Origin of the sequence: Melghirimyces profundicolus (assembly GCF_003054245.1) — a bacterium.
GTDB classification, from domain to species: domain Bacteria; phylum Bacillota; class Bacilli; order Thermoactinomycetales; family DSM-45169; genus Melghirimyces; species Melghirimyces profundicolus.
Map to the genome: position 1 here is coordinate 61,205 of NZ_QBKR01000012.1, position 26,553 is coordinate 87,757.

At 56.5% G+C, this 26,553-nt stretch carries 22 protein-coding genes, 1 pseudogene and 1 other annotated feature; of the genes and pseudogenes, 17 read left to right on the plus strand and 6 right to left on the minus strand.

Annotated features, from left to right (window positions below):
- Positions 1 to 38: 38 nt before the first annotated feature.
- The 4 genes and pseudogenes from lon to C8P63_RS20045 form a co-directional block, all read left to right on the plus strand.
- Positions 39 to 2,381, plus strand: a complete 2,343-nt coding sequence (lon, locus tag C8P63_RS09770) for an endopeptidase La (protein WP_108023653.1) — start codon at positions 39 to 41, stop codon at positions 2,379 to 2,381.
- Positions 2,362 to 2,994: a ribosome biogenesis GTP-binding protein YihA/YsxC gene (yihA, locus tag C8P63_RS09775; RefSeq protein WP_108023654.1), complete on the plus strand. Its 633-nt coding sequence runs from the start codon at positions 2,362 to 2,364 to the stop codon at positions 2,992 to 2,994. The genes lon and yihA overlap by 20 nt, the downstream gene beginning before the upstream one ends.
- A gap of 58 nt (positions 2,995 to 3,052) precedes the next feature.
- The gene (locus C8P63_RS09780) at positions 3,053 to 4,156 is read left to right on the plus strand and encodes a D-alanine--D-alanine ligase (protein WP_108023655.1); all 1,104 of its coding nucleotides are present in this window, start codon (positions 3,053 to 3,055) and stop codon (positions 4,154 to 4,156) included.
- A gap of 97 nt (positions 4,157 to 4,253) precedes the next feature.
- Positions 4,254 to 4,448 (plus strand): annotated as a pseudogene (locus tag C8P63_RS20045) (SDR family NAD(P)-dependent oxidoreductase); the annotation flags it as partial.
- A gap of 39 nt (positions 4,449 to 4,487) precedes the next feature.
- Here the strand turns inward: C8P63_RS20045 and map are convergent.
- The 3 genes from map to C8P63_RS09800 form a co-directional block, all read right to left on the minus strand.
- Positions 4,488 to 5,234, minus strand: coding sequence for a type I methionyl aminopeptidase (gene map, locus C8P63_RS09790; protein WP_108023657.1), 747 nt, complete (start codon positions 5,232 to 5,234; stop codon positions 4,488 to 4,490).
- 190 nt (positions 5,235 to 5,424) lie between these two features.
- Entirely contained in the window at positions 5,425 to 5,901 is a 477-nt protein-coding gene (locus C8P63_RS09795; RefSeq protein ID WP_108023659.1) for a LiaF transmembrane domain-containing protein, read from the minus strand.
- Positions 5,874 to 6,809, minus strand: a complete 936-nt coding sequence (locus C8P63_RS09800) for a DMT family transporter (RefSeq protein ID WP_108023661.1) — start codon at positions 6,807 to 6,809, stop codon at positions 5,874 to 5,876. The genes C8P63_RS09795 and C8P63_RS09800 overlap by 28 nt, the downstream gene beginning before the upstream one ends.
- A 444-nt stretch (positions 6,810 to 7,253) precedes the next feature.
- Here C8P63_RS09800 and C8P63_RS09805 point away from each other — a divergent pair, with 444 nt between their 5' ends.
- Together C8P63_RS09805 and C8P63_RS09810 are read left to right on the plus strand one after the other, a co-directional pair.
- Positions 7,254 to 9,113 carry a GAF domain-containing sensor histidine kinase gene (locus tag C8P63_RS09805; protein ID WP_108023663.1) on the plus strand — a complete coding sequence of 620 codons (1,860 nt, stop codon included), beginning with the start codon at positions 7,254 to 7,256 and terminating at the stop codon, positions 9,111 to 9,113.
- On the plus strand, positions 9,103 to 9,753 hold the full coding sequence (locus tag C8P63_RS09810; RefSeq protein WP_108023664.1) for a response regulator: 651 nt from the start codon (positions 9,103 to 9,105) through the stop codon (positions 9,751 to 9,753). Before C8P63_RS09805 ends, C8P63_RS09810 begins: the two co-directional genes overlap by 11 nt.
- A gap of 65 nt (positions 9,754 to 9,818) precedes the next feature.
- Here C8P63_RS09810 and C8P63_RS09815 read toward each other — a convergent pair whose 3' ends face one another.
- Genes C8P63_RS09815 through C8P63_RS09825 form a run of 3 tightly spaced genes read right to left on the minus strand, consistent with a single transcriptional unit; the run spans position 9,819 to position 12,465 of the window.
- Positions 9,819 to 10,655 (minus strand): ABC transporter permease, encoded by an 837-nt coding sequence (locus C8P63_RS09815; RefSeq protein ID WP_108023666.1) that lies wholly within the window; start codon positions 10,653 to 10,655, stop codon positions 9,819 to 9,821.
- Positions 10,655 to 11,422 carry an ABC transporter ATP-binding protein gene (locus C8P63_RS09820; protein WP_108023669.1) on the minus strand — a complete coding sequence of 256 codons (768 nt, stop codon included), beginning with the start codon at positions 11,420 to 11,422 and terminating at the stop codon, positions 10,655 to 10,657. Before C8P63_RS09820 ends, C8P63_RS09815 begins: the two co-directional genes overlap by 1 nt.
- 26 nt (positions 11,423 to 11,448) lie before the next feature.
- Positions 11,449 to 12,465 carry an ABC transporter substrate-binding protein gene (locus C8P63_RS09825; RefSeq protein ID WP_108023671.1) on the minus strand — a complete coding sequence of 339 codons (1,017 nt, stop codon included), beginning with the start codon at positions 12,463 to 12,465 and terminating at the stop codon, positions 11,449 to 11,451.
- Between the two features lie 213 nt (positions 12,466 to 12,678).
- Between C8P63_RS09825 and hemA the strand changes: the two genes are divergently transcribed.
- The 11 genes from hemA to C8P63_RS09875 all read left to right on the plus strand — a co-directional run bounded on the left by hemA (position 12,679) and on the right by C8P63_RS09875 (position 26,542).
- A complete protein-coding gene (hemA, locus tag C8P63_RS09830) occupies positions 12,679 to 14,049 on the plus strand; it encodes a glutamyl-tRNA reductase (protein ID WP_108023673.1) in 1,371 nt (456 codons plus the stop codon).
- An 18-nt stretch (positions 14,050 to 14,067) separates the two neighbouring features.
- Positions 14,068 to 14,883 carry a cytochrome C assembly family protein gene (locus C8P63_RS09835; protein ID WP_108023675.1) on the plus strand — a complete coding sequence of 272 codons (816 nt, stop codon included), beginning with the start codon at positions 14,068 to 14,070 and terminating at the stop codon, positions 14,881 to 14,883.
- Positions 14,884 to 15,004: 121 nt separating this feature from the next.
- On the plus strand, positions 15,005 to 15,934 hold the full coding sequence (gene hemC, locus C8P63_RS09840) for a hydroxymethylbilane synthase (protein ID WP_108023676.1): 930 nt from the start codon (positions 15,005 to 15,007) through the stop codon (positions 15,932 to 15,934).
- A complete protein-coding gene (locus C8P63_RS09845) occupies positions 15,931 to 17,445 on the plus strand; it encodes a uroporphyrinogen-III synthase (protein WP_108023678.1) in 1,515 nt (504 codons plus the stop codon). The genes hemC and C8P63_RS09845 overlap by 4 nt, the downstream gene beginning before the upstream one ends.
- Positions 17,442 to 18,419, plus strand: coding sequence for a porphobilinogen synthase (gene hemB / locus C8P63_RS09850; protein ID WP_108023680.1), 978 nt, complete (start codon positions 17,442 to 17,444; stop codon positions 18,417 to 18,419). The genes C8P63_RS09845 and hemB overlap by 4 nt, the downstream gene beginning before the upstream one ends.
- 46 nt (positions 18,420 to 18,465) lie before the next feature.
- On the plus strand, positions 18,466 to 18,798 hold the full coding sequence (locus C8P63_RS09855) for a hypothetical protein (protein WP_108023683.1): 333 nt from the start codon (positions 18,466 to 18,468) through the stop codon (positions 18,796 to 18,798).
- A gap of 26 nt (positions 18,799 to 18,824) precedes the next feature.
- Complete coding sequence (hemL, locus tag C8P63_RS09860) at positions 18,825 to 20,114, plus strand: glutamate-1-semialdehyde 2,1-aminomutase (RefSeq protein WP_108023685.1); 1,290 nt, start codon at positions 18,825 to 18,827, stop codon at positions 20,112 to 20,114.
- Positions 20,115 to 20,311: 197 nt separating this feature from the next.
- On the plus strand, positions 20,312 to 21,679 hold the full coding sequence (locus C8P63_RS09865) for a LysM peptidoglycan-binding domain-containing protein (protein ID WP_108023687.1): 1,368 nt from the start codon (positions 20,312 to 20,314) through the stop codon (positions 21,677 to 21,679).
- 74 nt (positions 21,680 to 21,753) lie between these two features.
- On the plus strand, positions 21,754 to 22,830 hold the full coding sequence (locus C8P63_RS09870) for a phosphotransferase (protein WP_108023689.1): 1,077 nt from the start codon (positions 21,754 to 21,756) through the stop codon (positions 22,828 to 22,830).
- Between the two features lie 417 nt (positions 22,831 to 23,247).
- Positions 23,248 to 23,409, plus strand: a complete 162-nt coding sequence (locus C8P63_RS19105; RefSeq protein WP_170109594.1) for a hypothetical protein — start codon at positions 23,248 to 23,250, stop codon at positions 23,407 to 23,409.
- A 213-nt stretch (positions 23,410 to 23,622) separates the two neighbouring features.
- Positions 23,623 to 23,844: a binding site (T-box leader), on the plus strand.
- 43 nt (positions 23,845 to 23,887) lie between these two features.
- Entirely contained in the window at positions 23,888 to 26,542 is a 2,655-nt protein-coding gene (locus C8P63_RS09875; protein WP_108023691.1) for a valine--tRNA ligase, read from the plus strand.
- The last annotated feature ends 11 nt before the right edge of the window (positions 26,543 to 26,553 follow it).

Below are 26,553 nucleotides of genomic sequence, written 5' to 3' on the forward strand. Positions count from 1 at the left end.
TACACGACACCGCTGGAGATGACATCGGAGGTGCATATATGGCTGTTAAAGAGGAGGGGCGCGTGCTGCCATTGCTTCCCCTTCGCGGCTTATTGGTTTATCCCAGTATGGTTTTGCACCTGGATGTTGGCCGCGAACGTTCCGTAAAGGCACTGGAACAAGCCATGGTGGATGATGATCTGATTGTCCTTGCGACACAGCACGAGATCCAACTCGAGGAGCCGACACCCGAGGATATTTACCGGATGGGTACCATCGCCCGGGTTCGGCAGATGCTCAAACTGCCCAACGGAACCATCCGGGTTCTGGTGGAAGGGCTTTCCCGCGCCAAGATTCTGGAGTATGAGGAAAACGAATCCTTTTACCAAGTGCGCGTCAGCGAGATCATACAGGAAGATGTGGACGACATCAACGTGGAAGCGTTGATGCGGTCGGTACTGGACTACTTCGAGCAATACCTTCGTCTCTCGAAAAAGGTGTCCCCCGAAACCTTGTCGGCGGTGGCGGACATCGACGAACCGGGACGCCTGGCGGATGTGATCGCGTCCCATCTTCCTTTGAAAATCGAAGACAAGCAAACAATCCTGGAAACCTTGGACGTCCGGGAACGTCTGGAAAAGCTGCTCTCCATCCTGAATGACGAAAGAGAAGTGCTGGAGTTGGAACGAAAGATCTCCCAGCGCGTCAAAAAACAGATGGAAAAAACGCAGAAGGAATATTATTTGCGGGAGCAGATGAAGGCAATCCAGCGGGAACTCGGTGAAAAAGAAGGCCGGATGGGCGAAGTGGAAGAACTCCGGGAGCAGCTGGAACAACTGGAAGCTCCCGACGAAGTCAAAGAAAAAGTGGAAAAAGAGCTTCAGCGACTGGAAAAAATACCCACAACTTCCGCCGAAGGGGGAGTCATCCGCACCTATGTGGAATGGTTGCTGGCCTTGCCATGGCAAAAAGAAACGGAAGACGATCTCGATCTGAAAAAAGCGGAAAAGATTTTGGATGAGGACCACTACGGGCTGGAAAAAGCCAAGGAACGTGTTCTGGAGTACCTGGCCGTCCAGCAAATGGTGAAAAAATTGAAGGGCCCCATCCTCTGTCTCGTGGGGCCGCCGGGGGTGGGGAAAACGTCTCTGGGCCGTTCCATCGCACGAGCCTTGGGCCGGAAATTTGTTCGCGTTTCCCTCGGCGGGGTTCGGGATGAAGCGGAAATCCGGGGTCACCGACGGACTTATGTGGGCGCCATGCCGGGACGGATCATCCAGGGGATTAAAAATGCCGGCACGTCCAATCCGGTGTTCCTTCTCGACGAGATCGACAAGATGACCATGGACTTTCGGGGGGACCCCGCCTCCGCTTTGCTGGAAGTGCTGGATCCGGAACAAAACCAGAATTTCAGCGATCACTACATCGAAATTCCCTACGATCTATCCAAGGTGATGTTCATCACGACCGCCAACACCCTTCACACCATTCCCCAGCCTCTTTTGGACCGGATGGAGACCCTCTATATCGCCGGCTACACCGAGATTGAAAAAGAGCAGATCGCCAAAGAGTATCTCATCCCCAAACAACTCGAAGAACACGGGTTGTCGAAGGATAAGTTTCAGATTCACTCCGATGCGGTACTCAAGGTGATCCGCCATTATACGCGGGAAGCCGGGGTCCGGAATTTGGAGCGGACCATCGGCAAGCTGGCCCGTAAAGCCGCCAGGCAACTGGTTTCCCAGGACAGGAAACGGGTGGTGGTCACGACGAAAAACCTGCCCAAGTTTCTGGGGCCTGAGAAGTTCCGTTACGGGAAAGTGGAAGAGACCGATCCGGTGGGGGCGGCCACCGGACTGGCCTGGACCGCGGGTGGCGGGGACACCCTGACCATTGAAGTTTCCGTTTTGCCCGGAAAAGGAAAGCTGACCCTTACCGGGAAACTGGGCGACGTGATGAAAGAGTCGGCCCAAGCGGCCTTCAGTTACATCCGTTCCCGGGCCGGGAAGTTGAACATCGATCCCGAATTCAATGAGAAAAACGATATTCACATCCACGTGCCGGAAGGTGCGATCCCGAAAGACGGCCCCTCTGCGGGGATCACCATGGCGACCGCCCTCGTGTCGGCGCTGACGGAGGTCCCGGTTTCCCGGTATGTGGGTATGACCGGGGAAATCACGCTTCGGGGGAGAGTACTCCCCATCGGGGGTCTGAAGGAAAAATCCCTGGCCGCCCACCGGGCGGGACTGACCCACATCCTGGTTCCCAAGGACAACAAAAAGGATCTGGAAGACATCCCGGAGAGCGTGCGCAAGGATCTGAAGATCACATGGGTAAGCCACATGGATGAAGTATTGAAGCTGGCACTGGTGAGGGATCCCGATGAAGGTCACAAAAGCTGAATGGGTGATCAGCGCCGTCAAACCGGCCCAATATCCTGCAGACGCCCTGCCGGAGATCGCTCTGGCCGGGCGTTCCAATGTGGGGAAATCTTCACTGATCAACCGTCTGATCAACCGGAAAAACCTGGCGCGCACCAGTTCCAAACCGGGAAAGACCCAGACGATCAACTTTTACCGGATCAATGATATCCTTTATTTCGCGGATATGCCCGGTTACGGTTTCGCGAAAGTTCCCAAGTCGGTCAAGGCCGCATGGGGACGGATGATCGAAGGCTATCTCCTTCATCGCCGGGAGCTGTGCGGAGTGATTCAGGTGATCGATCTGAGACATCCGCCCACCCGCGATGACCAAAACATGTATGCCTGGCTCAAGCATTACGGAATTCCGGCGATTGTGGCCGCCACCAAAGCCGACAAGATTTCCAAAGGGCAATGGCCGAAACACCTGAAGAGAATCCGGGAAGGGATCGGTCTGGTTCCGGAAGATCCCTTGATCCTTTTTTCCGCTCAAACCGGACAGGGAAAAGAGGAGCTTTGGAAAGGAATCCGACGACTGACCGGCAACCAAGATCGTTTACAGAAGGGGGGAACCATAAACAAAACGGAAGAATAGGTTACACACAACGGAACCGACAAACCAAAGAGAGCAACGGGTGAAAGGTTGAGAGAGGATGGAGAAGAAGATTCGTGTGGCCGTATTGTTCGGGGGCAAGTCGGGGGAACACGAAGTGTCCCTTTCCTCCGCGGCTTCTGTCATCCAGGCCATGGACCCCGAACAATACGATATTTTCCCTGTACTGATCAACCCGGAAGGGAAATGGGAACCGGGTCTCCGGGCGTTGCCCGCCCTGGAAGGAAAAATAGAACCCCGGCTGCTGGAAGAGCTGGAGCGGGGTGTCCAGGCCAAGGAATCCCTTCCCGCAACCACCAGTCTGCCGGTGTTGAAATGGGAAGAGATCGACGTGGTATTTCCCGTTCTGCACGGCACCTACGGGGAAGACGGGACGGTGCAGGGATTATTGGAAATGGCCGATATTCCCTATGTGGGAGCGGGCGTGCTGGCATCCAGTGTCGGCATGGACAAAGTGATGATGAAGAGAGTGTTCCTTCAGGAAGGACTTCCCCAGGGGGATTTTCAGCCCATCTTACGTTCGGGGATCGAGAAGGATCTCGATTCGGTGGTATCGGAGATTGAGGAGGGGTTTGACTATCCTTGTTTCGTCAAGCCCGCCAACCTTGGATCCAGTGTAGGCATCTCCAAGGTGAAGAACCGGGACGGATTGAAGCAAGCTCTCCGGTTGGCGGCCCTCTATGACCGGAAGGTGATCGTCGAAGAATTCGTGGACGGTCGGGAAGTGGAAGTGGCCGTTCTCGGAAACGATGAACCGGAAGCGTCGGTTCCCGGGGAAATTGTCTCTTCCAACGACTTCTACGATTACCGTGCCAAATACATTGACGGCAAGTCTGAGATGCGGATTCCGGCGGAACTTCCGGAAAAGCAGCTGGAGGAAATCCGAGAGTTGGCGCTCCGGGCATACCGGGCCATTGACTGCAGCGGTCTTGCCCGCGTGGACTTTTTCGTCCGGAACTCCGATGGCAAAGTGTTGATCAACGAGATCAACACCATGCCGGGTTTCACTCCCTACAGTATGTATGCCAACCTGTGGAAGCACTCCGGCATCTCCTACCCCCAATTGGTGGGCCGTCTGATCGACCTGGCCCTGGAGCGGTACCGGGAGAAGAAGAAATCGAAAACCAGCTTTGACGTGGAGTGACTTTTTGAAAAACCCCCGTGTTTTTCCGCGGGGGTTTTCCCATTGGCAGGAGTTTCTAACAAGCAGGCGGAAACAGAACACAGGGGGAGTTGTGTGAATGAAAGGAAAAGCAGCTTTGGTGACGGGGGGCGGGCAGGGGATCGGCCGCGGGACCGCCATTCGCTTGGCCCGTGAGGGCAAGCCGGTTGTCGCGGTGGACCCAAACAGAGGAACACTTGAAGAGACCCTCCGTATGATCCGTGAGGTTGGAGGCGAGGGGGCTTTTTTTGAGGAGGATGTCACCCGTATGGAAAAGGTTCGTTCCATGAAAGGACCCTTCGAAAGATCCCTGTTACTGTTTCGTCAGGACCAGCGGACCGTTTCTCAGGATGGCGACGGTGTGTTCATACTGGGCCGAGAGGCAGCCGTCCGCAGTACGGGCGGTCCATCCGTCGCGATCCAGTTTGAACTCGGAGGATCCGGCAGTCAGTATGGGTTCGATGGTAATAACCATTCCTTCCCGGAGAATTTTTCCGCTCTCCACCGGGCCGGAATGAGGAACAGAGGGAGGTTCGTGGATCCGTTGACCGATCCCGTGCCCGATGAACTGCCGGACCACCGAATATCCCCCGTTTTCCGCGGTTGTTTGAATGGCGTGAGAAATGTGACCGATGCGATTGCCCGGTTTCGCTTGCCGGATCCCGGCCAGAAGCGAAAGAAGAGCGGTCCGCATCAGACGGCGGGTTGAGGGGGGGATGCGGCCCACCCCGTAGCTCCAAGCGGAGTCGGCCAACCATCCGTCCTTATTGACGACGAAATCCACGGTGAGGAGATCTCCTTCTTTGAGTGGATGTTTTCCAGGCATTCCGTGGCAAATGACATCGTTGACGGAGGTGCAGGTGGCGTAGGGGTATCCCATGTATCCTTTCTGTTCCGCAGTCGCTCCGTGGCGGCTCAGATAATCCTCCACAAACCGGTCGATCTCCAAAGTGGTCACTCCGGGTCGGATCCCTTTTCCGATTTCTTGATGGCAGGCGGCCAGGATCTTCGCGGCTCGGTGCATGGCTTCGATCTGTTTCCGGTTTTTGATCAGGCTCATCGATCTTCATTCCTGTATGAGGGTCTCCCCTCCATTTTATGGGTTTTTTGAGGAAACGGAACTGAAAAAGATGTGGATCCATCCGGGAATACCGCAACCCTTCCCGTTTTTTGACCGTTCATGATTTCAGACAACCCGTGGCGGCAGCAAAAAAACCGCCCGAAGGCGGTTTCTCTGTATGGGACGACGATCACCTTCTGAAGGCCATCACCAGTCCCAGGATGATTAAGAGCCCGGGCCAGTAGGTGTTAAGGAACACCGCCGCCTGACCGAGACCGGGGATTTCGGACACCCCGGGCCAGGCAAAGACCCCCAGCAACAACAGAATCGCTCCGACCGTTCCCTGTCTTTGGTTTTTCCTGACCAGACCGCCGAAAATGAGAAAAGAGGCCCCGATGATGGCGGGAACCAGACTCCAGTGGGTGGGCCAGCCTTCCACCCGATTGATTCCCCAGGCATGAATACCGAGCCCCGTCATGATTCCTCCCCAAATCATCAGATGGGGATTCTTCGGCTTTGAAAACGAATAGACAATGATCAGGATTCCGGCCACGATCAGGAGGAATTCCCAGGAAGCCACCTGAGCCGCAACCGGATATCCCAGCTCCCTGAGGAGCAACAGGACGCCGACCAGTGCAATCAGGATTCCGAAGGTTTTTGAGCGCATGTGTTCCCCTCTCTTCGGTGATCAACGATTTTTCCGGGAAGTTCGGCCAGGACCATCCCGAGAAAGATCAAGACGCAACCCAACAGATTCCAACCGGTGAGGGTGACCCCCAGCCACCAGTAGTCCGTACATGCGGCAAAGACCGGTTCCATCGCGAAAATCAGAGCCACCCGGGTCGGGCTGGTGTAGCGTTGAAAATAGGTCTGACCCAAATAGGCCAGAACCGTGGCCAGAAAAGACGTGACCAAAACGGCCCCCCACAGGCCGGGGTTCAGCCACGGTTGGGAGCGGAGGATTTCATTCCAGGGCTCAAATACGATGGACAAGAGAAGGCTGGCGACTGCCACTCCCGTCACCTGAATGGTCACCAGAGGGAGGGCGTCGGCCCGCGGAGCGTATTTGGCGGTGTAGGCCACCTGAAGTCCGAATCCTGCGGCACACAAGATCGCCAGGAGATCCCCGCGATTGATCTGGGAAAAGTCGGCCAGAGCCAAGAGGTACAGGCCGATCACGGCGAGAACCACACCCGACCAAGCGTTGACTTTCGGCCGGATGCCCAGAAGGAAAAAACTGAGGACGGGGATCATGACGACCGACAGGCCGGTAAGAAAACCGGATTTGCCGGAAGTGGTGTATAACAGGCTGAACGTTTGCAATGCGTAGCCCATAAACAGCCACAGTCCGAGAAACGTTCCCGCCTTCAGATACCGGGATTCCAAGGCATCCCTGAGTTGACCCCGCCATCCCAGAACCAGCCACAGGGTGATGCACGCCAGACCGAAACGAATCGCGAGGAAGGCGAAGGGGGGGAGGGTGGCGATGGCCCCCTGTACCAAGACAAAGGTGGATCCCCACACAAAGGCAATGCAGAGGAGCGCCCCGTCCGCCCAGAACGGTTTTGGTTGCATCCGAAACCCCCTCTCCTTAAGTGAAATCAATCGAACTTATACTATCACAATTTGCGGAAGGAAGGTTCAAAAATTCCTCCCGAAGGTGTTGACGGACGACCTGCCGGCTGGGGGCGGGCGGAATTTTAAAAACTTTAATGCCGGAGCGAAGTCTTCGGGGAGAGAGGGGGGCCGTCTTCACAATCCTAGAAGCACCCGGTTTTCGTTGTGGGGAGAGGTCACTCATCATGGTAAAATTATGATAGGATAATATAAGAACATGACATGGTTTCATTCAAATCTTGGAACGATCCCTCTATGGGGAAGCTGTTGGAAACCATTCGATTGGAAAGGAGTGGGTCGTGGCGTTCCTCAGGATGTGGCGGGCCAACCCCGGCAAGGCGGCTCCCCCTTTCTGATGCACTCTTTACATAGTTGACATTGGATTTTAAACAGTAAAAAAGAATGGCGGTATGGATTGTGATGAAATGGCAGAATTGGTTGGAACGGACAAGCCGATGGTCTGTCGTCTTTTTCGCTTGGTTTCTGGCTTTTTACACTCTTTTGGAGAAGCCGGAGGCAGGTTGGAGTCTTCTTCATCTGTTGACCTTGTCCGCTCTCCTGATGTTCACCGAATTTTTTTCCTTCCCCGGTCATGAAGGGAGAGTGACAGTTCATTTCCCTTTTCTCTTCACGCTGAGTTCCATGTTTTCCCCCGGATTGGCCGGGGTGGTTTACACGGTGATCGTCCTGACAGTGACCTGGATCAAGAAACACTCTCTGTACCGTGCAGCCTTTCGGACCGGTTATACGATCATGGGGCTGTACGGGGGAGTCGTCTTCCTGACAACGGTGGGGGAACCTTGGATCAGCCAGGGGGGGATCTCCATGCCGTTTCTCGCATTGGCCGGTTGTGTTCTGGTCTACGAAGGAGTGAGCAAGGGGATTCGCGACGGGATCGAGTATCTCAGACCCCGCCCCCGACGGTCGAGGCTCTGGGTGGCCAACTGGCGGTTGGAAGCCGGTGCGGCGTTATTGTCTCTCGTGTATTGTCTCGCCTACTATGGGATGCTCCACGAAGGGCGTGAGACCGACCCCTTGGCGTTTCTCTTTTTCTATGCTCCCCTGGCGGCCTTTGCCGTCCTTTCCAATGTCATCGTCCGGCTGGCAAGAAAAGAACGCAAGCTGAAGCTGCTGTTTCTGTTGGCCACGGACATCAATAAAAACCTGGATCTGAGAAAAGTGATGGAAAAAACCATCCTTCCGTTGTCCAAGGTGATTCCCTACAGTCACGGGTATTTCTATCTGTTGCGGAATGGACGGTTGTATCCCGCTGTGACGGCGGGGGAAGCCGCCGATCACTTGCGGAGAGGCAAACTCCCCCTCAATCGGGGTATCAGCGGGTGGGTGGCTTCCCACGGCGTCCCCGTCATGATCCACAACGCCAAACTGGACCCCCGGTGTCATCAGGATCTGGAGGATATGGAAGAGGTCCGCTCGGTGTTGTCGGTTCCGTTGAAAATGGACGGGGAGGTTCTGGGTGTCATCACACTGTGGAAAACCGAGGAGCACGCATTTGAAGAGGTCGATCTCACCTTCCTTCAGGTACTGGCCAGCCAGACGGTGGTGGCCATCAAAAACGCCCGTTTGGTGGAAGAACGGGAACGACGGGGGGTGGCCGAGGAACGGAACCGCTTGGCCCGGGAGATCCATGATGGAATCGCCCAGTCCTTTGCCGGGGTTCTGATGAAAGTGGACTCATCCCTCAAAGTATTCGATTCACAGCCGGAGAAGGTCCGCGAATGGCTGGAGGAAAGCCGGACCAAACTTCGGGATGGTCTGAAGGAAGTACGCCATTCCATTACGGCTCTCAGGCCGTCCCCGGCGGCGAAGATCGGTCTGATCCCCGCTTTGCAAAGGCGGGTCGAAGCCTTTGAAAACGAAACGGACGCGGAAGGCATTTTTGAACTGAAGGGGGAGAAGCGCCCTCTGACCACGGATATGGAAGAGACGTTGTACATGGTCTGTCACGAAGCACTTTCCAATGCGGCCAAGCATGCACAGGCAAGCCTTGTGCGGGTGGTTCTCGATTACCGTACGGAGGAAGTGCGCTTGACGGTGGAGGACGACGGGGTGGGTTTTTCCCTGGCCAAAGCCGTTTACAAAGCCGAAGCCCAAAAACGTTACGGGATCGTGGGAATGAACGAACGTGCCCAGAAGTTGGGCGCCGCCCTGCAGTTTGACAGCGAGGAAGGAGAAGGGACCCGGGTGATCCTGACCATACCGATCGGAGATGAGGAGGAGGCGGCTGTCCATGCCCATTAACGTGTTATTGGTGGACGACCATGCGGTGTTGAGGGACGGGTTGTCCAACATTATCAGTCTGGAAGAGGACATGGAAGTCGTCGGGCAGGCGAACAACGGAGCGGAAGCTCTCATCATGATAGAAGAACTGGAGCCCGATGTGGTCCTGATGGATATCAACATGCCGGGAATGAGCGGAGTGGAGGCGATTCGCCGCGTCAGAATGAAAAATCAGAAGGTGGCGGTTTTGGTTCTGACGATGTTTGACCGGGACGAATACCTTTATGAGTCCATCCGGGCGGGGGCAACGGGGTATCTGTTGAAGGATGCTCCTTCCTCCGATGTGATCGAAGCGATCCGTTCCGCTTACAGGGGGGAATCCACCCTCCATCCGGTCATGGCGAGAAAACTGTTGGACAATATCAGCGGCGGCAAAAAAACGGACCGCGGAACCAGCGAGGATTCTCTGACACCGCGGGAACTGGATGTGCTCAATCTGATGGTGAAGGGCCTTTCCAACAAGGAGATCGCGGAACAGTTGTTTATCAGTGACAAGACGGTGAAAATCCATGTGAGCAACATCCTGAAGAAGCTCCGTGTGAAAAGCCGTTCCCAAGCCATCATCTATGCCATCCAACATGAATTGGTCCTGCTCGATTGACAGGTGTCCAGTCCGGACGACATCAAAAAACGGACGGGTTGCATTCCCGTCCGTTTATTTTTCTTCTATTCCAGCTGGCGGTGGCGAAGAAGCCGCTTTTCCAGGTGGAACACCAGCTGGTACATGACGGTGGCCAGGATGGCCACGATCAACAGGCTGAGGAGGACCAGCGTCAGGTTGAACACCTGGAATCCGTATATGATCAGGTGACCCAGTCCGTTTTTGGATACGAGGAACTCGCCGACGATGACCCCCACCCAGGCCAGGCCCACATTCACCTTGAGAGCGGCGATCATATCCGGGATGCAAGCAGGAAAGATAATCCGGCAAAAGAGTTGCCGTCGGTTGGCTCCCAGAGCGCGGGCCAGCTTCAGATAGTTGGGATCGACGCTTTGAAAACTGCTGTGAATCACCAAGGTGGTGATGATGACCGTAATGGCCACTCCCATTGCCAGAACCGAACCGAATCCGGCTCCGATGGTAACGATGAACAGTGGGCCCAGGGCGACTTTGGGCATGCTGTTGAGCACCACCAAATAAGGGTCCAGCACCCGGGACAGAAAAGGAAAGAGCCATATGAGAGTGGCGAGTCCGGTCCCGGCGGCAGTGCCCAGGACAAACCCGATCACGGTCTCCAGGACGGTGATGCCGATATCCTGAAACAAACCGCCGTCGGCGGCCATCCGGAGAAACAAATCCCATATCCGGCCCGGGCTGCTGAAGAGAAAGGGATCGATCCAGCCCTTTTCCGCTCCGATCTCCCATACGGCCACGAACAGAGCGAGGATCCCCAACCGGGTAACGTTCACCCATCCGTCGGTCAGGCGAAGCCGCCGCAGATAACGGGCGTGGGCATCCGATTTCGCCCCCCGGGTGAGCCACGTCTCCAACCATTTTTTCATCAGCGGTCCATCTCCTTCCACAGTTCGTTGAACAGCGGGCGGAAGGAGGGCTTTCCCCGGGCTTTCAGAGGCGTGGCCGAGCGAAGTTCCTCCGGCACTTCCAACGTCCGGCGGATTCGGCCCGGGCGGTTTCCCATGATCAGGATCCGGTCGGAGAGGGCCAAGGCTTCTTCCAGATCGTGCGTCACCAGGAGGGCGGTCACCTTGCTTTTTTTCAGCACGCCGGTCAGAAGTTCTTCGAGATACAATTTGTTCTGGTAATCGACGGCGGAAAAGGGTTCATCCAACAGCAGGATGTCGGGCTGAACTGCCAGCGTCCGGACCAGCGCCACCCTCTGCCGCATTCCCCCGGAGAGCTGGGAGGGAAACTGTTTCAGGGTGTGGGCCAATCCCAGCTCTCCCAGAAGGAAACGGGCATGGCTTTCGGTTTTTTCCGTTTTCAGACCCCGGAATTCCAGTCCGAGCGTAATGTTGTCTTTCACGGTCCGCCAATCCAGCAGGCAATCCTGTTGGAGCATGTAGCCGACCCGGTTGGAAGGGGCGAGCACGTCTTTGCCCATGATCCGGACCACGCCGGTGGTGGGGCGGATCAGACCCGCCGCAAGGGACAGCACCGTGCTCTTGCCGCAGCCGCTGGAACCGACCAAGCTGACAAATTCGCCGGAGTGGATGCGGAAGGAGATCGGTTCCAGCGCTTGCACTTCATCCTCTCTGCTTAAGTAAACCTTGGTGACGTTTTCCAGTTCGATGGCAAAAGAACCGTTCATAATCACCCCGCCTTCCGGTCACGAATCTATTGGGAACCCTTCATCACCTTTTCGGAGATGTCCGTGCGAATCACTTTCTTATAAGGAACTTGGCCGGGGAGTTCTCCCGCCTCATCCATAACCTGAATCATCAAATTGTATTCCTCCCGGTCGATGATCGGGTCGGAGGCCCATGTATTTTGGGATTTGTACCGGTCGATCACCGTCACCAGGATTTCTTGGTCCGTATCCTGGAAGGAAGGCTGGATCGCATCGGCGATTTCTTCGGAGGAGTGGTTCGCCACCCAGCGCTGGGCTTTATACAGAGCACGGGTGAAACGTTCTGCCAGTTCCGGGTTTTCTTTGAGATAATGATCTTTGGTCAGATAAACGGTGTACGGCAGATTGCCGCTGTCTTCCCCGAAGGAGGCGACAATATGTCCTTTGCCTTCCTGCTCCAGTTTGGAAGCGACCGGTTCAAACAATTGAACATAATCTCCGGTGCCGGAAGCAAAAGCGCTCCCCAGATTTTTGAAGTCGATATTTTGGATGATTTTGACGTCTTTGTGGGGTGTCAGACCGTTCTTCCGCTGAACGTGTTCACTCACCATTTGCGGCATGCCGCCTTTGCGCTGACCGAGGAGTTCTTTTCCTTTTAAATCTTTCCACTCAAAATCGTTGACGGGTTTTCTGGATACGAGGAAACTGCCATCTTTCTGCGTGAGCTGGGCAAATCCGATTACCGGATTTTGGGCTCCTCTGGCGGTGACGTAAACCCCGGTTTCCGCACCGACGAGTACGATATCGGCTTCACCTGACAGCAGGGCGGTCATCGTTTTGTCACCGCCGAAGCCGTTGGAAAGTCGGAGATCGATCCCTTCCTCTTTAAAAAACCCCTTGTGGATCGCCACATATTGCGGTGCATAGAAGATGGAATGGGTGACCTCCACCACACGTACGGTGTCCATTTCCGACCTGTCCCCGCCGCTCATGCCGCAGGCAGCGGTCAACCATGCGAGACTGATCACCAACAGCAGGCTCCACCCTTTTTTAACGAAACGCATACCGGTTCCCCCCCGAGAAAAATGGGCTGATGTATCGTATGCCCCGACTTCAAAATCTGTTCACAACCTCCTTTTTTCAAGAAAGAATAGCCTGTGCTATAATGGGGTATGAATACACAAGATCCATAGGGTGTTTCGGCGGGCCGCCTGCAGTGGCCCGCTCCTGTCGGATGTGACCGTCCGTCATCGGGCGGGTAGATCGGGGTGAGGACTATGCACATCATCGTTACAGGATTGAACCATAAAACGGCGCCGGTGGAACTGAGGGAACGCATGGCTTTCACCTCCGAGGGCTTGAGCCGGTCCCTTGAGCGGCTTTCCAACATGAAAAGCATTCTGGAATGCCTGATCGTGAGCACCTGCAACCGGATGGAACTGTACGTGGTCAGTGATCAGCCCCATACAGGACGCTATTATTCCAAGGCGTTCCTGGAAAGCGAGTTCGGAATTCCGAAGGAAGAGTTTGCAGACTGTCTGTATTCGAAAGAGGACTTTGAGGCGGTTCACCATTTGATGCGGGTGGTCTGCGGACTGGATTCCATGGTGGTGGGGGAGACCCAGATCCTCGGGCAGGTCAAGGATGCGTTTCTGGCGGCCCAGAAGCAAAAGGTGACCGGAACGGTTTTCAACCAACTTTTCAAGCAGGCCATCACCCTGGGAAAACGGGTTCATTCGGAAACGGAGATCGGGCAGCATGCGGTTTCCGTCAGTTATGCCGCGGTTGAGCTGGGCAAAAAAATGTTCAGCACCTTCTCCGGAAAAACCGTCCTTCTCCTCGGTGCCGGTGAGGCGGGAGAGTTGACCGCCAAACACCTTCGGGAGGCCGGGGCAGGCCGGGTGATCGTCCTGAACCGGACGGTGGAAAAGGCGGAAGAGGTGGCCAAGCGGTTTTACGGGGAGGCCCGTCCCCTGTCCCGGCTGGTGGAATCTCTTCGGGAGGCCGATATTGTGGTCAGTTCCACGGGGGCGTCCCGTGCCGTCATTGAAAAAAACGCCGTGAAGCAGGCGGTGGACAAACGCGTGACACCGCTGTTTCTGATTGATATTGCTGTTCCGAGGGATATTGATCCCGCCGTTCACGGTCTGAACAATGTATTTCTCTACGATATCGACGACCTTAACGGAATCGTGGAAGCCAACCTGGACCTTCGTCACCGGGAAGCGGAGAAAGCGGAAAAGATGATCGAAGAAGAGACGACCCGCTTTCGGGAATGGCTCAACACCCTGGGTGTCGTTCCCCTGATCACGGCCCTCCGGGAAAAAGCGCTCGGAATCCAACAAGAGACCATGAACAGCATTGAGCGGAAGCTGCCCGAGCTGACGGAGCGGGAAAAAAGGGTGTTGCGCAAACATACGAAAAGCATCGTCAACCAGATGCTTCGCGATCCCCTGACACGCATCAAGGAACTTGCCGCAACCAAAGAACGGGATGAGGCACTGGAAATGTTTGTCCACCTTTTTGCCTTGGAAGAACAGCTCCGGTTGATGGAGGAGGAAAAGGCCAAAGAAAAAAACCAGAAGGCTTCCGGGAGTCTCCGCTTTCAACCGGCTTCCTTGGCCGGCGAGGTTTCCATCCGTTCGTGAAAGAAGGGGGAGGCCGATGTGTTTGCCGAGAGCTGGTTTTATGATTTCATCATCTATGTCTACGCTCTGAGTCTGTTATTCGCTTTTTCCGACTTGATGCAACCCAGTCGGAGCTCGCGTCGGTTGGCGCTTTCCTTTTTGATGGCCGTTTGGTTTTTTCAAACGGTTTTTTTCGCATGGAGGACCACCGAGGAGTTTCCCAGGCTGGCGGGGTTGGACTCCCTTCTTTTTTATTCCTGGGTTTTGGTTACCGGGACGCTGGTCATCAATCGTCTGTACCGGATGGATTTTTTTGTCTTTGCGGCAAATCTGCTGGGCTTCGGTTTCTTGGCGTCCAATCTGTATCTTTCGCCGGAAGCAGCCTCGCCTCTGACGGAGCCGCTCCTTTCCGAATTGGTTTTTGTCCATGTCACCCTGGCATTTTTGGCCTACGCCTTTTTCTCTCTTTCCACCGTCTGTGCGGTTCTGTATCTTGTCGGAGATTACCTGTTGAAACGGAAACAATGGAACCGAACCTTGCGACGCCTGCCCAGCCTGGGGAGTCTTCAGCTTTTTTCCTACCGTCTCAACATGCTCGGCGTCCCCCTTTTGATGTTGGCGATGATTCTGGGGATCGTCTGGGCCTATGAAAAAGTGGGCGGGGATTTCTGGTATGATCCGAAAATTTTCGGCTCCTTCATCGTTTTGGCGGCTTATTCCGTCTACCTGTACCAACGGGTGGCCCGGGGGTGGAACGGCCGACGTCTCGCCTGGTGGGGTGTCATTTCCTTTTTCACGGTCATGGTGAACTATCTGATCTCCAACGCGGGACTCTCCTTTCACCAATGGTTGTGACCGGCCGTGTCGGGAGACGACTTGGGTGGATCGGACCGGCAGGAATCGGAGGCATTTTTTGGATGATCACTTTAGGGTCCGGCCGGATGGGAGCGGACCGATGGCTGAAGGAGGAGGTTCAATGCGAACCGTCATCGTCGGTACGAGACGGAGTGAGCTGGCCGTCACCCAAACCCAATGGGTGCTGAACCGGCTGAAAGGCAACATGCCGGAAGGATGGGAATGCAAGCAGGAAAAAATCATGACCCGGGGAGATCGCATCCTGAACGTCACGCTGTCCAAAGTGGGCGGAAAAGGGCTGTTTGTAAAGGAAATCGAACAGGCCCTTCTGGATGGCCGGATCGACCTCGCGGTGCACAGCATGAAAGATATGCCGGCGGACATGCCGAAAGGCTTGACCATGGGCGCGGTCACTCTCCGGGAAGATCCGCGGGATTGCCTGCTGTCACGGGAAGGGCTCACCCTGAAAGAGCTCCCGGAAAATGCCATCGTGGGAACCAGCAGCCTCCGCCGTCAAGCGCAAATTCTGGCTTTTCGGCCGGATCTCCGCGTCAAACCCGTTCGCGGAAATCTGAACACCCGCTACAAAAAATTGATGGATGGGCAATTTGATGCGATTGTGCTGGCTTATGCCGGGATCGAACGGATGGGTTGGCAAGAGAAAGTGACGGAAATTCTGCCTGAAGACGTGATGCTCCCGGCCGTGGGTCAAGGGGCGCTGGCGGTACAATGCCGGGCCGGGGATCAAGAGATGATGAATGTGTTGCAAGCGATCAATGACCCGGTCACGGAGCAGACCGTCACCGCGGAGCGGGCTTTCCTCCATGCCTATGACGGCGGTTGTCACCTGCCCATTGCGGGCTATGCCACCCTTGAAGGGGACAGGGTGCGGCTCAGAGGGCTGGTGGCCCATCCCTCCGGCCATCCCGTGATCCGGGGCGAAAGGGAAGGAAAAGATCCCGGGGAGACAGGCCGCCGTCTCGCAGAGGAGCTGAGAGACCGGGGGGCCAAAGAGTTGTTGGAGGAAGTGAGGGAAAGGACCGAACCATGACGGACCACAAAGCGAGAGCCTGCCCCGTGTATCTGGTGGGGGCCGGACCGGGTGATCCCGGGCTGATTTCACTCAAAGGGCGCGATGTTCTCCGGCAGGCGGACCGGGTGTTCTGTCATCCGCAGATCTCTCCTGCTCTGATGAGACATCTTAATCCCGGGGCCGAATGGATACCGGCGGAAGTCGGTTCCATGAGCACGGTGGAAGAAATGGTTCAGGCTGTGGTCGACGGAGAGCGGGTCGTCCGTCTGGTGCCAGGGGACGCTTTCCTGAGTTCCTCTGCGGTGGAGGAAGCCAAGCAGCTTGCGGCCAGGGGGGCGGGGGTTGAGCCGGTTCCGGGGGTGCCCCGTGAGTTGGCGGTCCCGGTGTATGCAGGGATTGCACCGGGACCGGAATGGACCGTTCGCCGTTACGGGGAAACGGAAGAGCCGGATTGGGAGGTGTTTGCTTCCTCTCCGGGAACGGGAATTCTTCACGTGGATCGCCGAAGGCTCACCGAAGCTGCCCGGCGGCTGATCGGTGCCGGCGTCCGCCGGGACATGACCGCCGCCTGGGTGGAAGCCGGCACCTGCGTGGAACAACGGGTTTGGACGGGGACCCTCGAACAGGTGCCAAAGGCGTCTCAAGGGGCGGAAGAGGGTTGGCTCATCCTCGGGGAAGCGGTCCAAAACCGGAGCTTCCTCGCCGGGTTTGAACATAAACCGTTGTTCGGGCGACGTGTGCTGATTACCCGTGCCCGGGGGCAGAGTGCATCGATGGTCCGGAAAGTGCGGGAGTTGGGCGGGGAAGCCGTCGAATTTCCGGCGATCGAGATCCGTCCACCCCGCAACCGGGCGCCTCTGGACGCGGCGTTGAAACAGCTGGACCGGTATGATTGGGTGGTGTTCACCAGCGTCAACGGGGTGAAGTACTTTTTCCGCCATCTGAAGCGCCTGAAACTGGATGTGCGTCGGATGCACAGGGCCCGGTTGGCGGCGATCGGCCCGAGAACGGCGGAAGAATTGGAAAAGAGGGGCCTCCGGGTCGAGGTGCAGCCGGAGGAATACCGGGCCGAAGCACTGGCCGAATCCCTCCGTTCCCTGGTGGCGCCGGGAGACCGGGTGTTGCTTCCCAGGGCCGACATCGCCCGGAAGCTTTTGGCCGTGGAATTGGAACGGATCGGGTGTGAAGTGACAGATGTGGATGCCTACGATACGGTTCCCGGGACCCGGGGTGTCCGGGAAGTGGTGGAGCTGTTAAAAAAAGGCGAGCTCCACATTCTGACCTTTACCAGTTCCTCCACCGTGCGAAATTTCGTGGAAGCGCTTCGCAGGGTGGAGGATCATTGGAAGCCCCTTCTCCGGCAAGTGCAGGTCGCCTGCATCGGTCCGATCACCGCTGACACGGCAAAGGAGTCGGGCCTTCGGGTGGATATCGTCGCCCGGGAATACACCATGGACGGATTGATCGAGGCATTGATCCGATTGCCCCGAATGGAGTCAGGAAGAGGACGCAAGGAGGATGGAACATGAAACGATTTGACCGCCACCGCCGTTTGAGACAATCCGGCGGGATCCGCCGGATGGTGCGGGAGAACCACGTCTCCCCGGTCGATTTCATCTATCCGGTGTTTGCCGTCGAGGGGTCCGGAATCCAGGAAGAAGTGCCCTCGATGCCCGGGGTGTTTCACTATTCCCTGGACCGCCTGAATGAAGAGGTGGATGAAGTCGTGGAGCTGGGAATCCAGTCTGTCATTTTGTTCGGAGTTCCCGAAAACAAGGATGCTTGCGGCAGCTCCGCCCATGCGGAAGACGGGATTGTGCAACGGGCGATCCGCCAGGTGAAAGACCGCCATCCCGGCCTGTACGTGATGGCGGACACTTGTCTTTGCCAGTACACGGATCACGGTCATTGCGGCGTGGTCGAAAACGGGGAGATTGTCAACGACGAATCCCTCCGTGTGTTGGCCCAAACGGCGGTCTCCCAGGCCCGTGCGGGAGCGGACATGATCGCTCCTTCCAATATGATGGACGGATTTGTCACCGCGATCCGGGAGCAACTGGACGATGCCGGGTTTGAACAGACACCGATTCTTTCTTACGCGGTGAAGTACGCCTCCGCCTTTTACGGTCCATTCCGGGATGCGGCCCATTCCTCCCCCCGGTTCGGCGATCGCCGGACCTACCAGATGGATCCGGCCAATGCCAGGGAAGCCTTGAGAGAAGCGGCTTCCGATGTGGAAGAAGGGGCGGACATGCTGATGGTGAAACCGGGGATGGCTTATATGGATATCATTCGCCGGGTTCGGGAGCGGTTTGACCTTCCCGTTGCCGCTTACAACGTCAGTGGGGAATACTCGATGGTGAAAGCGGCGGCACAAAGGGGATGGATCGATGAACGGGCGGTCGTTCTGGAGATGTTGACGGGACTCAAACGGGCCGGAGCCGATCTGATTCTGACCTATCATGCGAAAGATGCCGCGCGTTGGTTGATGGATACCCATTGAGTCCGGAACGGTTCGGCCGCGGATCAAACGCAAGGAGGAGAAGGGTGTGTCCGAAACCTATTCCCTTCGTCGATTGAGGGGGACTTTCAAGGAACGCTCCTTTGATATTCCCATCGAAGAGGCCTGGATCAAGCTGGAGATGCCGGGTCCGTACAACCTGAAGAGTTGGTCGGTCGGGTTGAAGGGGGTCGACGCGTCCGCAGCCGGGCTCCTCGACGATTGTTATTATTACGGCAACGGTCGCCTGATACTTGAAATGGAGACCCTGGGAGAAAAAAAGCTCCGCGGGGAGGCGGTCATCCGATCCTTGGCGGTCGGCCCCCGATCCCGGGTGGAGTTTTCGGGGTCGGGTTTCCTGAAAGGCTTTGAGTCCCTGTAACAGCGAATATAGAAGGAGTGATCGCATTGGCCCGCAGGTTTGAACGGTCGGCGGCCCATTTCGAAGAAGCGAAACAATACATTCCCGGGGGAGTCAACAGTCCCGTCCGGGCCTTTAAAAACGTGGACATGACTCCGGTTTTCATCGAACGGGGGGAAGGGTCCCGGGTTTTTGACGAAGACGGCAACGAATACATCGATTACATCTGTTCGTGGGGTCCCCTGATCCTCGGACATGCCCATCCCGCCGTGGTGGAGGCGGTCCGGGAGGCGGCTGTCAAGGGAACCAGTTTTGGCACCCCCACCCGGATCGAAACAAAGATGGCCCGTTTGGTGACGGAGGCCGTTCCTTCCGTGGAAGTGGTTCGCATGGTCAACTCCGGGACGGAAGCGACCATGAGTGCCCTCCGGCTGGCCCGGGCCTACACGAAACGAAACAAAATCCTGAAGTTTGAAGGCTGTTATCACGGCCACTCCGACAGCCTCTTGATCAAAGCCGGTTCCGGCGTGGCGACCCTCGGACTGCCCGACAGCCCCGGCGTCCCGGAAAACACCGGCCGGCACACCTTGACTGTTCCTTACAACGATTTGGACAGTACCCGGGTCGCTTTTCAGAAATTCGGCCACGACATCGCCGCCGTCATCGTGGAACCGGTGGCCGGCAACATGGGAGTGGTTCCGCCCGAACCCGGCTTTTTGGAAGGGCTTCGCCGGCTGACCCGTCATTACGGCTCCCTTCTGATTTTCGACGAGGTGATGACCGGTTTCCGTGTGGATTATCATGGCGCCCAGGGCCGGTACGGAGTGAAACCGGATTTGACCACCATGGGCAAGGTCATCGGAGGTGGCATGCCGGTTGGCGCTTACGGGGGCAGCCGGGAAATCATGGATCTGGTGGCTCCCACGGGCCCGGTTTATCAAGCCGGAACCCTTTCAGGCAATCCCATCGCCATGGCGGCAGGGTACGCCACCCTGACTGAACTGAAGAAACCGGGGACCTATGAGCAGCTGGAAGAGCGGGCCGCCCGGCTGGAAGAAGGGTTGTCACAAAACGCCGAGGAAGCGGGCATTCCGTACCATATCAACCGCGTCGGCTCCATGGTGTGCCTTTTCTTCACCGGAGAAAAAGTGATCCGTTACGAACAGGCGAAGACCGCGGATACCGCCATGTTTGCCCGGTATTTCCGGAGGATGATGGAGCAGGGGATTTCGATCCCCCCGTCCCAGTTTGAAGGAATGTTTGTCTCCACCGCCCACACAGAGGAAGACATCGAGCGTACGATTGAGGCGAACCGAAATGCGCTCAAACAACTTTAGACGAAAGACAAAGCCGTCCGGACCCCTCCGGCGGCTTTTTGTTTTACCCCGGAGGGACAGGGCACAAGTATATCCGCAAGGTTGCCGCATATAGTTACAGTACAGTCGTAAACCTGTGGACTTCCCGAGTACCCCGTTTCACAGGGAGGGAGTCACCGGTTTCTTCGGCGGTACGTCCTAAAGAGGGGGGATTTCTTTTGGCGGACAGCAATCACAGCCAGCTCCGGTTTGACATACTGGAAAAGGTTCGGTTGCATCCCCAACAGCCGGGGATTCGAAGCTTGCTGGATCTGGACCTGTACCCGGATGTCGAGATTGAAGACCAGGACACCCATCTGAAGATTCACGGATATCTCCGTCTGAACGGGGAATATCTGGGGGAACACAACTGGGACCCGGGATCGGGGGAAACGGGGGAAACGGGGGAAACGCGGGATTCGGAAGGGCCGCCGCATGCCGGAGCGTTCTCCGGAAAACGCGAAATCGCGTATGTCATACCGGTGGAGATCACGCTTCCGGCCGACCGGGTGGATATTGACCGGATTTCCGCGGAGATTCAATCCTTTGACTACAAGGTTTTGTCACCCTTTGAACTGCAGATTGAGGCCGTTTTGACGATTGACGGTCTGCGGGAGGAAAAACAGAAAGAAGAGGATCCGCCCATCGAAGTGGTCGACAAGCTCGCCGCCTTCTCCGTCCCCGGGTCCGGTCATATGACGGACGGGGATGAAAAGCCGGAGCCGGTCGAAAGCGACGGAAGTGATTCTCTACAAACGGCGGAAGATCTGGAGACCCGTCAGGACGAGTATCAGTTTGTCCATGTGGCCAGGAGCGATTTGGACGGGGACCGGAAAGCCCGCTCCGTCCCGGAGGAAGAAAATCCGCAGGACGAAGCGTCCGCCGCCGATGCGGAACCGCCCCGGGAGGAAGAACCGCCCCGGGAGGAAGAACCGGATGCGGCGAAGACGGAGGAGAAAACGGAGGAAGAACTCCACGCACCCCTGGAGAAAAAAACGGCGGAAACTTCGCCGGAACCGGAGAAGACACTGGGGAAAGAAGAGCCGGTAAGCGAAGAAAGGGAGAAACTTCACGAAGAAGCGGAGGAACAAGAAAAAACCGTGGCCTTTCATCCCCGGCGCCCGGTCCGGGACCGGGAGGAATTGAACTCATCCGACCGTATGTTAAGACAGCCTCACGACGGGGAGTTTGACTTCCAGAACCTGAATGAGGAAGGGGATCCCTTCGGCGTGGAACCATTCACCCATCCGGACGGATCAGAGGAACCCTCAAGCGCGGAAGGGAATGCGGGGGCGGACGACGATTCAGAGGGAGACTCGGAGGAGCAGACGACGGGTGGCGGCCTCGAGTGGACGAAATGGATGATCCGGGACGAGAAAGAGGAAGATTTTGTCAAGATGCGCATGGTGATCGTCCACCGCGAGGATTCCATCCAATCTCTGGCCGAGCGTTATGAAGTTCCGGCCAGCAAGATTTTGACCATGAACCATTTGGAATCCGACAGCCTGGAAGAGGGTCAAATCGTTTATATTCCCAGCCAAAACTGAGTTTGGCACCAACGGCCGCTGCCGGGCCTTCTCGGGCAGTGGCCCTTTTTTGAACCAAGAGGGAGGGACGGAATTTGAAACTGGAGCCCGAGCGGGATGGTCCCGTATTGTCGCGGGTGTTTGACGCGTATGGATGGTCTCCCCTTCAGGTCCGTTATATCCGGGGAGTCCTCCGCGTGGACACCGGAGACGGGGTGTATTCCCTGAAGAAATCGTCGGCCGAACCGGATCACTTGTCTTTTCTCCACGAAGTGTTCACGAAGTTGAGGGAATCGGGTTATGACCAGGTTCTCCCCCTGGAGAAAACGAAATCCGGCGACCCGTTTGTGAAAGAAGAAGGCGGCTGCTGGTACGCCCATCCCTGGTACGGGGAGGCGGCGGGAAGGGGGGATGAGGTCCCTCCGGAGAAACTGATCCGGGATCTGGCCCGTTTCCACAAACTGTGCGAACCGCTGACCGCGGGAAGGGGAAAGCCGGATTCCCCGGCGGTGACGGCCGGTCTGAGCCGGAAAAAGAAAGCACAGGAGCAGTTGAAACAGTGGCGGAATGCGGTTTCGGAACGGGAGTTTGCCTCTCCTTTTGAAAAAGCGTTTCTTTCCCATGGGGAAGATATTGAGAAAACGGCTTCCTTTGCCATTCAGGGACTGGAGAAGGTGGGTCGGTCAAACGGAGGGAAAGTTCCCCGAATCACGCTGATCCACGGTCATTTGCACCCTCAAAATCTGTTGGTGGGGAAGGAAGGGTGGCGCTGGATCGATTTCGACCATGCCGAAGCGGGAAGTCCCGTCGTCGACGTGGCGATGTTTTTACGGCGATTTGTGCCTTTTGACGGAGATGAAGTCGTCGACCCGTTTGCATTGCTGGAAGAGTATCAAACGGAAAATCCCCTGAAGGAGAAGGAACGGAAACTTTTGGCGTTGCACCTGGCTTATCCGGAACCGGTGATCCGGACGGTATCCGCCTACTACAACCACCCGACGGGAATGGAAGAATCCTCCGCTGTCCAACGACTGGAGGAAGAGCTGGATCGACTGCGTCTGTTTAAAGGTTGGGTCCGCACGGTGTGGAACACCGGGAAAACCAGCGGAAGGAAGAAGATGGCTTCCCGGGAGGCGGCCGCCGCTGTCCGGTCCCGTTCGAAGAAAAACTGAAAAGCCGAAGCAGATCCCGCGCCGGTTTTCCCCGGCGTGGTTTTTTGGGGTTGAAAGCCGGAGCGGCTGGCATCTTACCGTTTGCGTCGCCTTCTTTGCATCCGGGATTGGAGGCACCTGACAGGCAGGTACAGAGCAAGGGAGCAGCAAAGCCCCCAGAAATAGGGCATGAGTCTCACCTTCTTTGAGGTATGGGGAAAGAATGTTTACCTAATGCAAATATATTCCCCGGGATCTGTCTGGTTCGGGCTCCTTTCCCGGGAAAACCGGTGGCAGGGGAAGGAAGGACGTTTGATTTGCAAGGGAAGCGGGAAAAAACGGGCTGTCCGTTGAAAAATACACGGAAAAGGGTGGACAATCCAGCGGGAAAGACGCAAAATAAACGTTAGAAAACGGTGGACAAAGGGGGTTTTTGTCTTGGCCGTGGTGAAATCGACGGTACGCAGTATGTACCGCGGATTTCTGATCCTGTTCGCTCTCAGTTTCATGCTTCTCAGCACGGTGCTGTTGCTGGCTTTTCTCGCCAATCCGCAGTTGATGTGGGAAAGCGTGCAACAGGCTTTCGGTATGGGGAGATAAACGCCTGATTCTTACAGACCACAGAGTTGGAAACCACCCCCTCAACGGGAAAGGGTCGCGTTTTTGGCATTATTATACGATCGAAAGCAAATCGCCCGTCGGAATTTGGAAGGAAGGAGTGGTTCGCATGGATCCACTCCGTTTTTCTTGTAAAAAACGGCCTTTGATTTGACTCGTTCAGTCGAAGAGGGGTAGAATGTAGTAACAAGATGAACATCGGCGATGACGGGGAGAGTAGGCGGCATGAAACCTTCCAGAGAGAAGGCTCCAGGCTGCAAGGCCTTCAGGTGGAAACCGCTGAACGTCACCCCCGAGCCGCCTGCCTGAATCACGGTCAGTAAGGCAGGCCGTTCGCCCGCGTTACGGGTGACGAGCGCACCGGCGGTTTGTGCCGGTGAATAAAGGTGGTACCGCGGAACTCCTTCCGTCCTTTGGGATAAAGGAGTTTTTTTATTTTGGAAGAAACGAGGGGGTTCATATGGTGGAGCAACAATCCAACCTGCCCACCGCCTACGATCCGAAAGAGGCGGAAGGCAAATGGTACGATTACTGGTTGAAGGGAGGCTTTTTTCGGGCTGGAGACCAACCGGATAAGAAACCTTTCACCATCGTGATCCCGCCGCCCAACGTGACGGGAAACCTTCACATCGGCCATGCACTCAACATGACCTTACAGGATATTTTGATCCGGTCCAAACGAATGCAGGGGTACGATGCTCTGTGGTTACCGGGGATGGATCACGCCGGAATCGCCACCCAGGCCCGGGTGGAAGCGCGTCTTCGGGAAGAGGGCGTCAGCCGTCATGAGCTGGGGCGTGAAAAATTCCTGGAGAAGGTGTGGGACTGGAAAGAGCATTACGCGGGAATCATCCGCGACCAGTGGCGTAAGATGGGCCTGTCCCTGGATTATTCCCGGGAGCGTTTCACCATGGACGAAGGTCTGTCCCGTGCGGTCCGGGAAGTGTTTGTGCGACTGTACAAGAAAGGCCTCATCTACCGGGGCAAATACATCATTAACTGGGATCCCGCCACGCGGACAGCCCTTTCGGACATCGAGGTGATCCACAAAGAGGTTCAGGGTCATCTGTATCACATGAATTATCCCCTGAAAGACGGCAGCGGTCACATCCGCGTGGCGACGACCCGTCCGGAAACCATGCTCGGGGACACCGGCGTGGCCGTTCATCCCGATGACGAACGGTATCGGGATCTGGTCGGAAAAACCGTCATTCTGCCGGTGATCAACCGCGAGATTCCGATCGTGGCCGACCCTCATGTCGATCCCGAATTCGGAAGCGGAGCCGTGAAGATCACCCCGGCCCACGATCCCAACGACTTTGAAATCGGCTTGCGCCACGACCTCCCCCAGATTCTGGTGATGGATGAGACCGGCACCATGAATGAACAGGCCGGCCCGTATCAAGGACTGGACCGGTTTGAATGCCGCAAAAGGATTGTGGAGGATCTCCGGGAAGCGGGGGTGCTGACGGAAATCGAGGAGCATGTCCATTCCGTCGGACACAGCGAGCGTTCCGGCGCGGTGGTGGAGCCTTATCTTTCCACTCAGTGGTTTGTGCGGATGAAACCCCTCGCCGAACAGGCCATCCGGGATACCCGGTCCGGGGAAGGGGTTCGCTTTGTCCCGGAACGGTTCGAAAAAATTTATCTTCACTGGATCGAAAACATCCGGGACTGGTGCATTTCCCGTCAGCTGTGGTGGGGTCACCGCATCCCGGCCTGGTATTGCGGCGATTGTGGCGAAACCATCGTGGAGATGGAGGATCCCACCCGGTGCCCGAAATGTGGAAGCGAAAAGCTGGAGCAGGACGAGGATGTGCTGGACACTTGGTTCAGTTCCGGTCTATGGCCCTTCTCCACTCTGGGTTGGCCCGCGGATACGGAGGACCTGAAGCGCTACTACCCGACGGACGTGCTGGTCACCGGCTACGACATCATCTACTTCTGGGTGGCCCGGATGATCTTCACGGCTCTCGAATTCACCGGGGAGAAACCCTTCAAGGATGTCCTGATCACCGGTCTTGTACGGGATGCCGAAGGTCGCAAAATGTCCAAATCCTTGGGGAACGGCGTCGATCCGATGGACGTGATCGAAAAGTACGGGGCCGATGCGATGCGGTTCATGCTGTCGACCGGCTACACACCCGGAAACGATCAGCGTTTCCGCTGGGAGCGGGTGGAAGCGGCCCGCAACTTCGCCAACAAAATCTGGAACGCTTCCCGGTTTGCACTGATGCACCTGCAGAATGTGAAAGCGGAAGATCTCTCCCTTAAAGGCCCTCTCTCCACGGCAGACCGTTGGATTCTGCACCGTCTGAACGAGACGGTGGAACGGGTGAGTGAGAGTCTTGAGCGGTATGACTTGGGGGACGCGGGGCAGACCCTTTACCGTTTCATCTGGGATGAACTGTGCGATTGGTACATCGAATTCGCCAAACTTCCCCTCTACGGCGATGATGAATCAGCCAAGCGTTCCACCCGCTCGGTGCTGTCCCATGTACTGGACCACTCTCTCCGGCTGCTGCATCCCTTCATGCCCTTTATCACCGAAGAGATCTGGCAGCATCTTCCGGTGGAAGGAGACAGCATCACCGTGGCGGACTGGCCCCGGAAGCGGCCCGGCTTTGAAGCACCGGAAGCGGTCCGTGAGATGGAGATCTTGATTGAAACCATCCGTTCGGTCCGAAACATTCGTGCCGAAATGGACCTTTCGCCCAAAAAACAGGTGGATCTGTTGATTCGGGCCGAGGGGGAGACCCTTTCCGTATTCCGGAACAATGAAGCGGCGATCCGTCGGCTGTGCGGCGTCGGCCGCCTGCAGGCGGACCGTGCGGTCAGCCGGCCCCAACGTGCCATGACCGCCGTGGTCACCGGAGCGGAGATTTTCCTTCCCCTGGAAGGTCTGATCGATATTGATCAGACCCTCGCCAGACTGGAAGGAGAGAAGAAAAAGCTGGATAAAGAAGTGGAGCGGGTGGAGAAAAAATTGGCCAACGAAGGGTTCGTCAACAAGGCCCCCGCCCATGTCGTGGAAGAAGAGCGCGAGAAAGGAAGGGAATATCGGGAAAAACGGGAAAAGGTGCTTCAACGGTTGAAGGAATTGAAAGGGGAGTGACCGTCCCCTTT

Excerpts from the sequence above, each read along its gene's own strand:
- lon (WP_108023653.1), top strand. The coding sequence starts at position 39 with ATGGCTGTTAAAGAGGAGGGGCGCGTGCTGCCATTGCTTCCCCTTCGC.
- yihA (WP_108023654.1), top strand. The coding sequence starts at position 2,362 with ATGAAGGTCACAAAAGCTGAATGGGTGATCAGCGCCGTCAAACCGGCC.
- C8P63_RS09780 (WP_108023655.1), top strand. The coding sequence starts at position 3,053 with ATGGAGAAGAAGATTCGTGTGGCCGTATTGTTCGGGGGCAAGTCGGGG.
- map (WP_108023657.1), bottom strand. The coding sequence starts at position 5,234 with ATGAGCCTGATCAAAAACCGGAAACAGATCGAAGCCATGCACCGAGCC.
- C8P63_RS09795 (WP_108023659.1), bottom strand. The coding sequence starts at position 5,901 with ATGCGCTCAAAAACCTTCGGAATCCTGATTGCACTGGTCGGCGTCCTG.
- C8P63_RS09800 (WP_108023661.1), bottom strand. The coding sequence starts at position 6,809 with ATGCAACCAAAACCGTTCTGGGCGGACGGGGCGCTCCTCTGCATTGCC.
- C8P63_RS09805 (WP_108023663.1), top strand. The coding sequence starts at position 7,254 with ATGGCGGTATGGATTGTGATGAAATGGCAGAATTGGTTGGAACGGACA.
- C8P63_RS09810 (WP_108023664.1), top strand. The coding sequence starts at position 9,103 with ATGCCCATTAACGTGTTATTGGTGGACGACCATGCGGTGTTGAGGGAC.
- C8P63_RS09815 (WP_108023666.1), bottom strand. The coding sequence starts at position 10,655 with ATGAAAAAATGGTTGGAGACGTGGCTCACCCGGGGGGCGAAATCGGAT.
- C8P63_RS09820 (WP_108023669.1), bottom strand. The coding sequence starts at position 11,422 with ATGAACGGTTCTTTTGCCATCGAACTGGAAAACGTCACCAAGGTTTAC.
- C8P63_RS09825 (WP_108023671.1), bottom strand. The coding sequence starts at position 12,465 with ATGCGTTTCGTTAAAAAAGGGTGGAGCCTGCTGTTGGTGATCAGTCTC.
- hemA (WP_108023673.1), top strand. The coding sequence starts at position 12,679 with ATGCACATCATCGTTACAGGATTGAACCATAAAACGGCGCCGGTGGAA.
- hemC (WP_108023676.1), top strand. The coding sequence starts at position 15,005 with ATGCGAACCGTCATCGTCGGTACGAGACGGAGTGAGCTGGCCGTCACC.
- C8P63_RS09845 (WP_108023678.1), top strand. The coding sequence starts at position 15,931 with ATGACGGACCACAAAGCGAGAGCCTGCCCCGTGTATCTGGTGGGGGCC.
- hemB (WP_108023680.1), top strand. The coding sequence starts at position 17,442 with ATGAAACGATTTGACCGCCACCGCCGTTTGAGACAATCCGGCGGGATC.
- C8P63_RS09875 (WP_108023691.1), top strand. The coding sequence starts at position 23,888 with ATGGTGGAGCAACAATCCAACCTGCCCACCGCCTACGATCCGAAAGAG.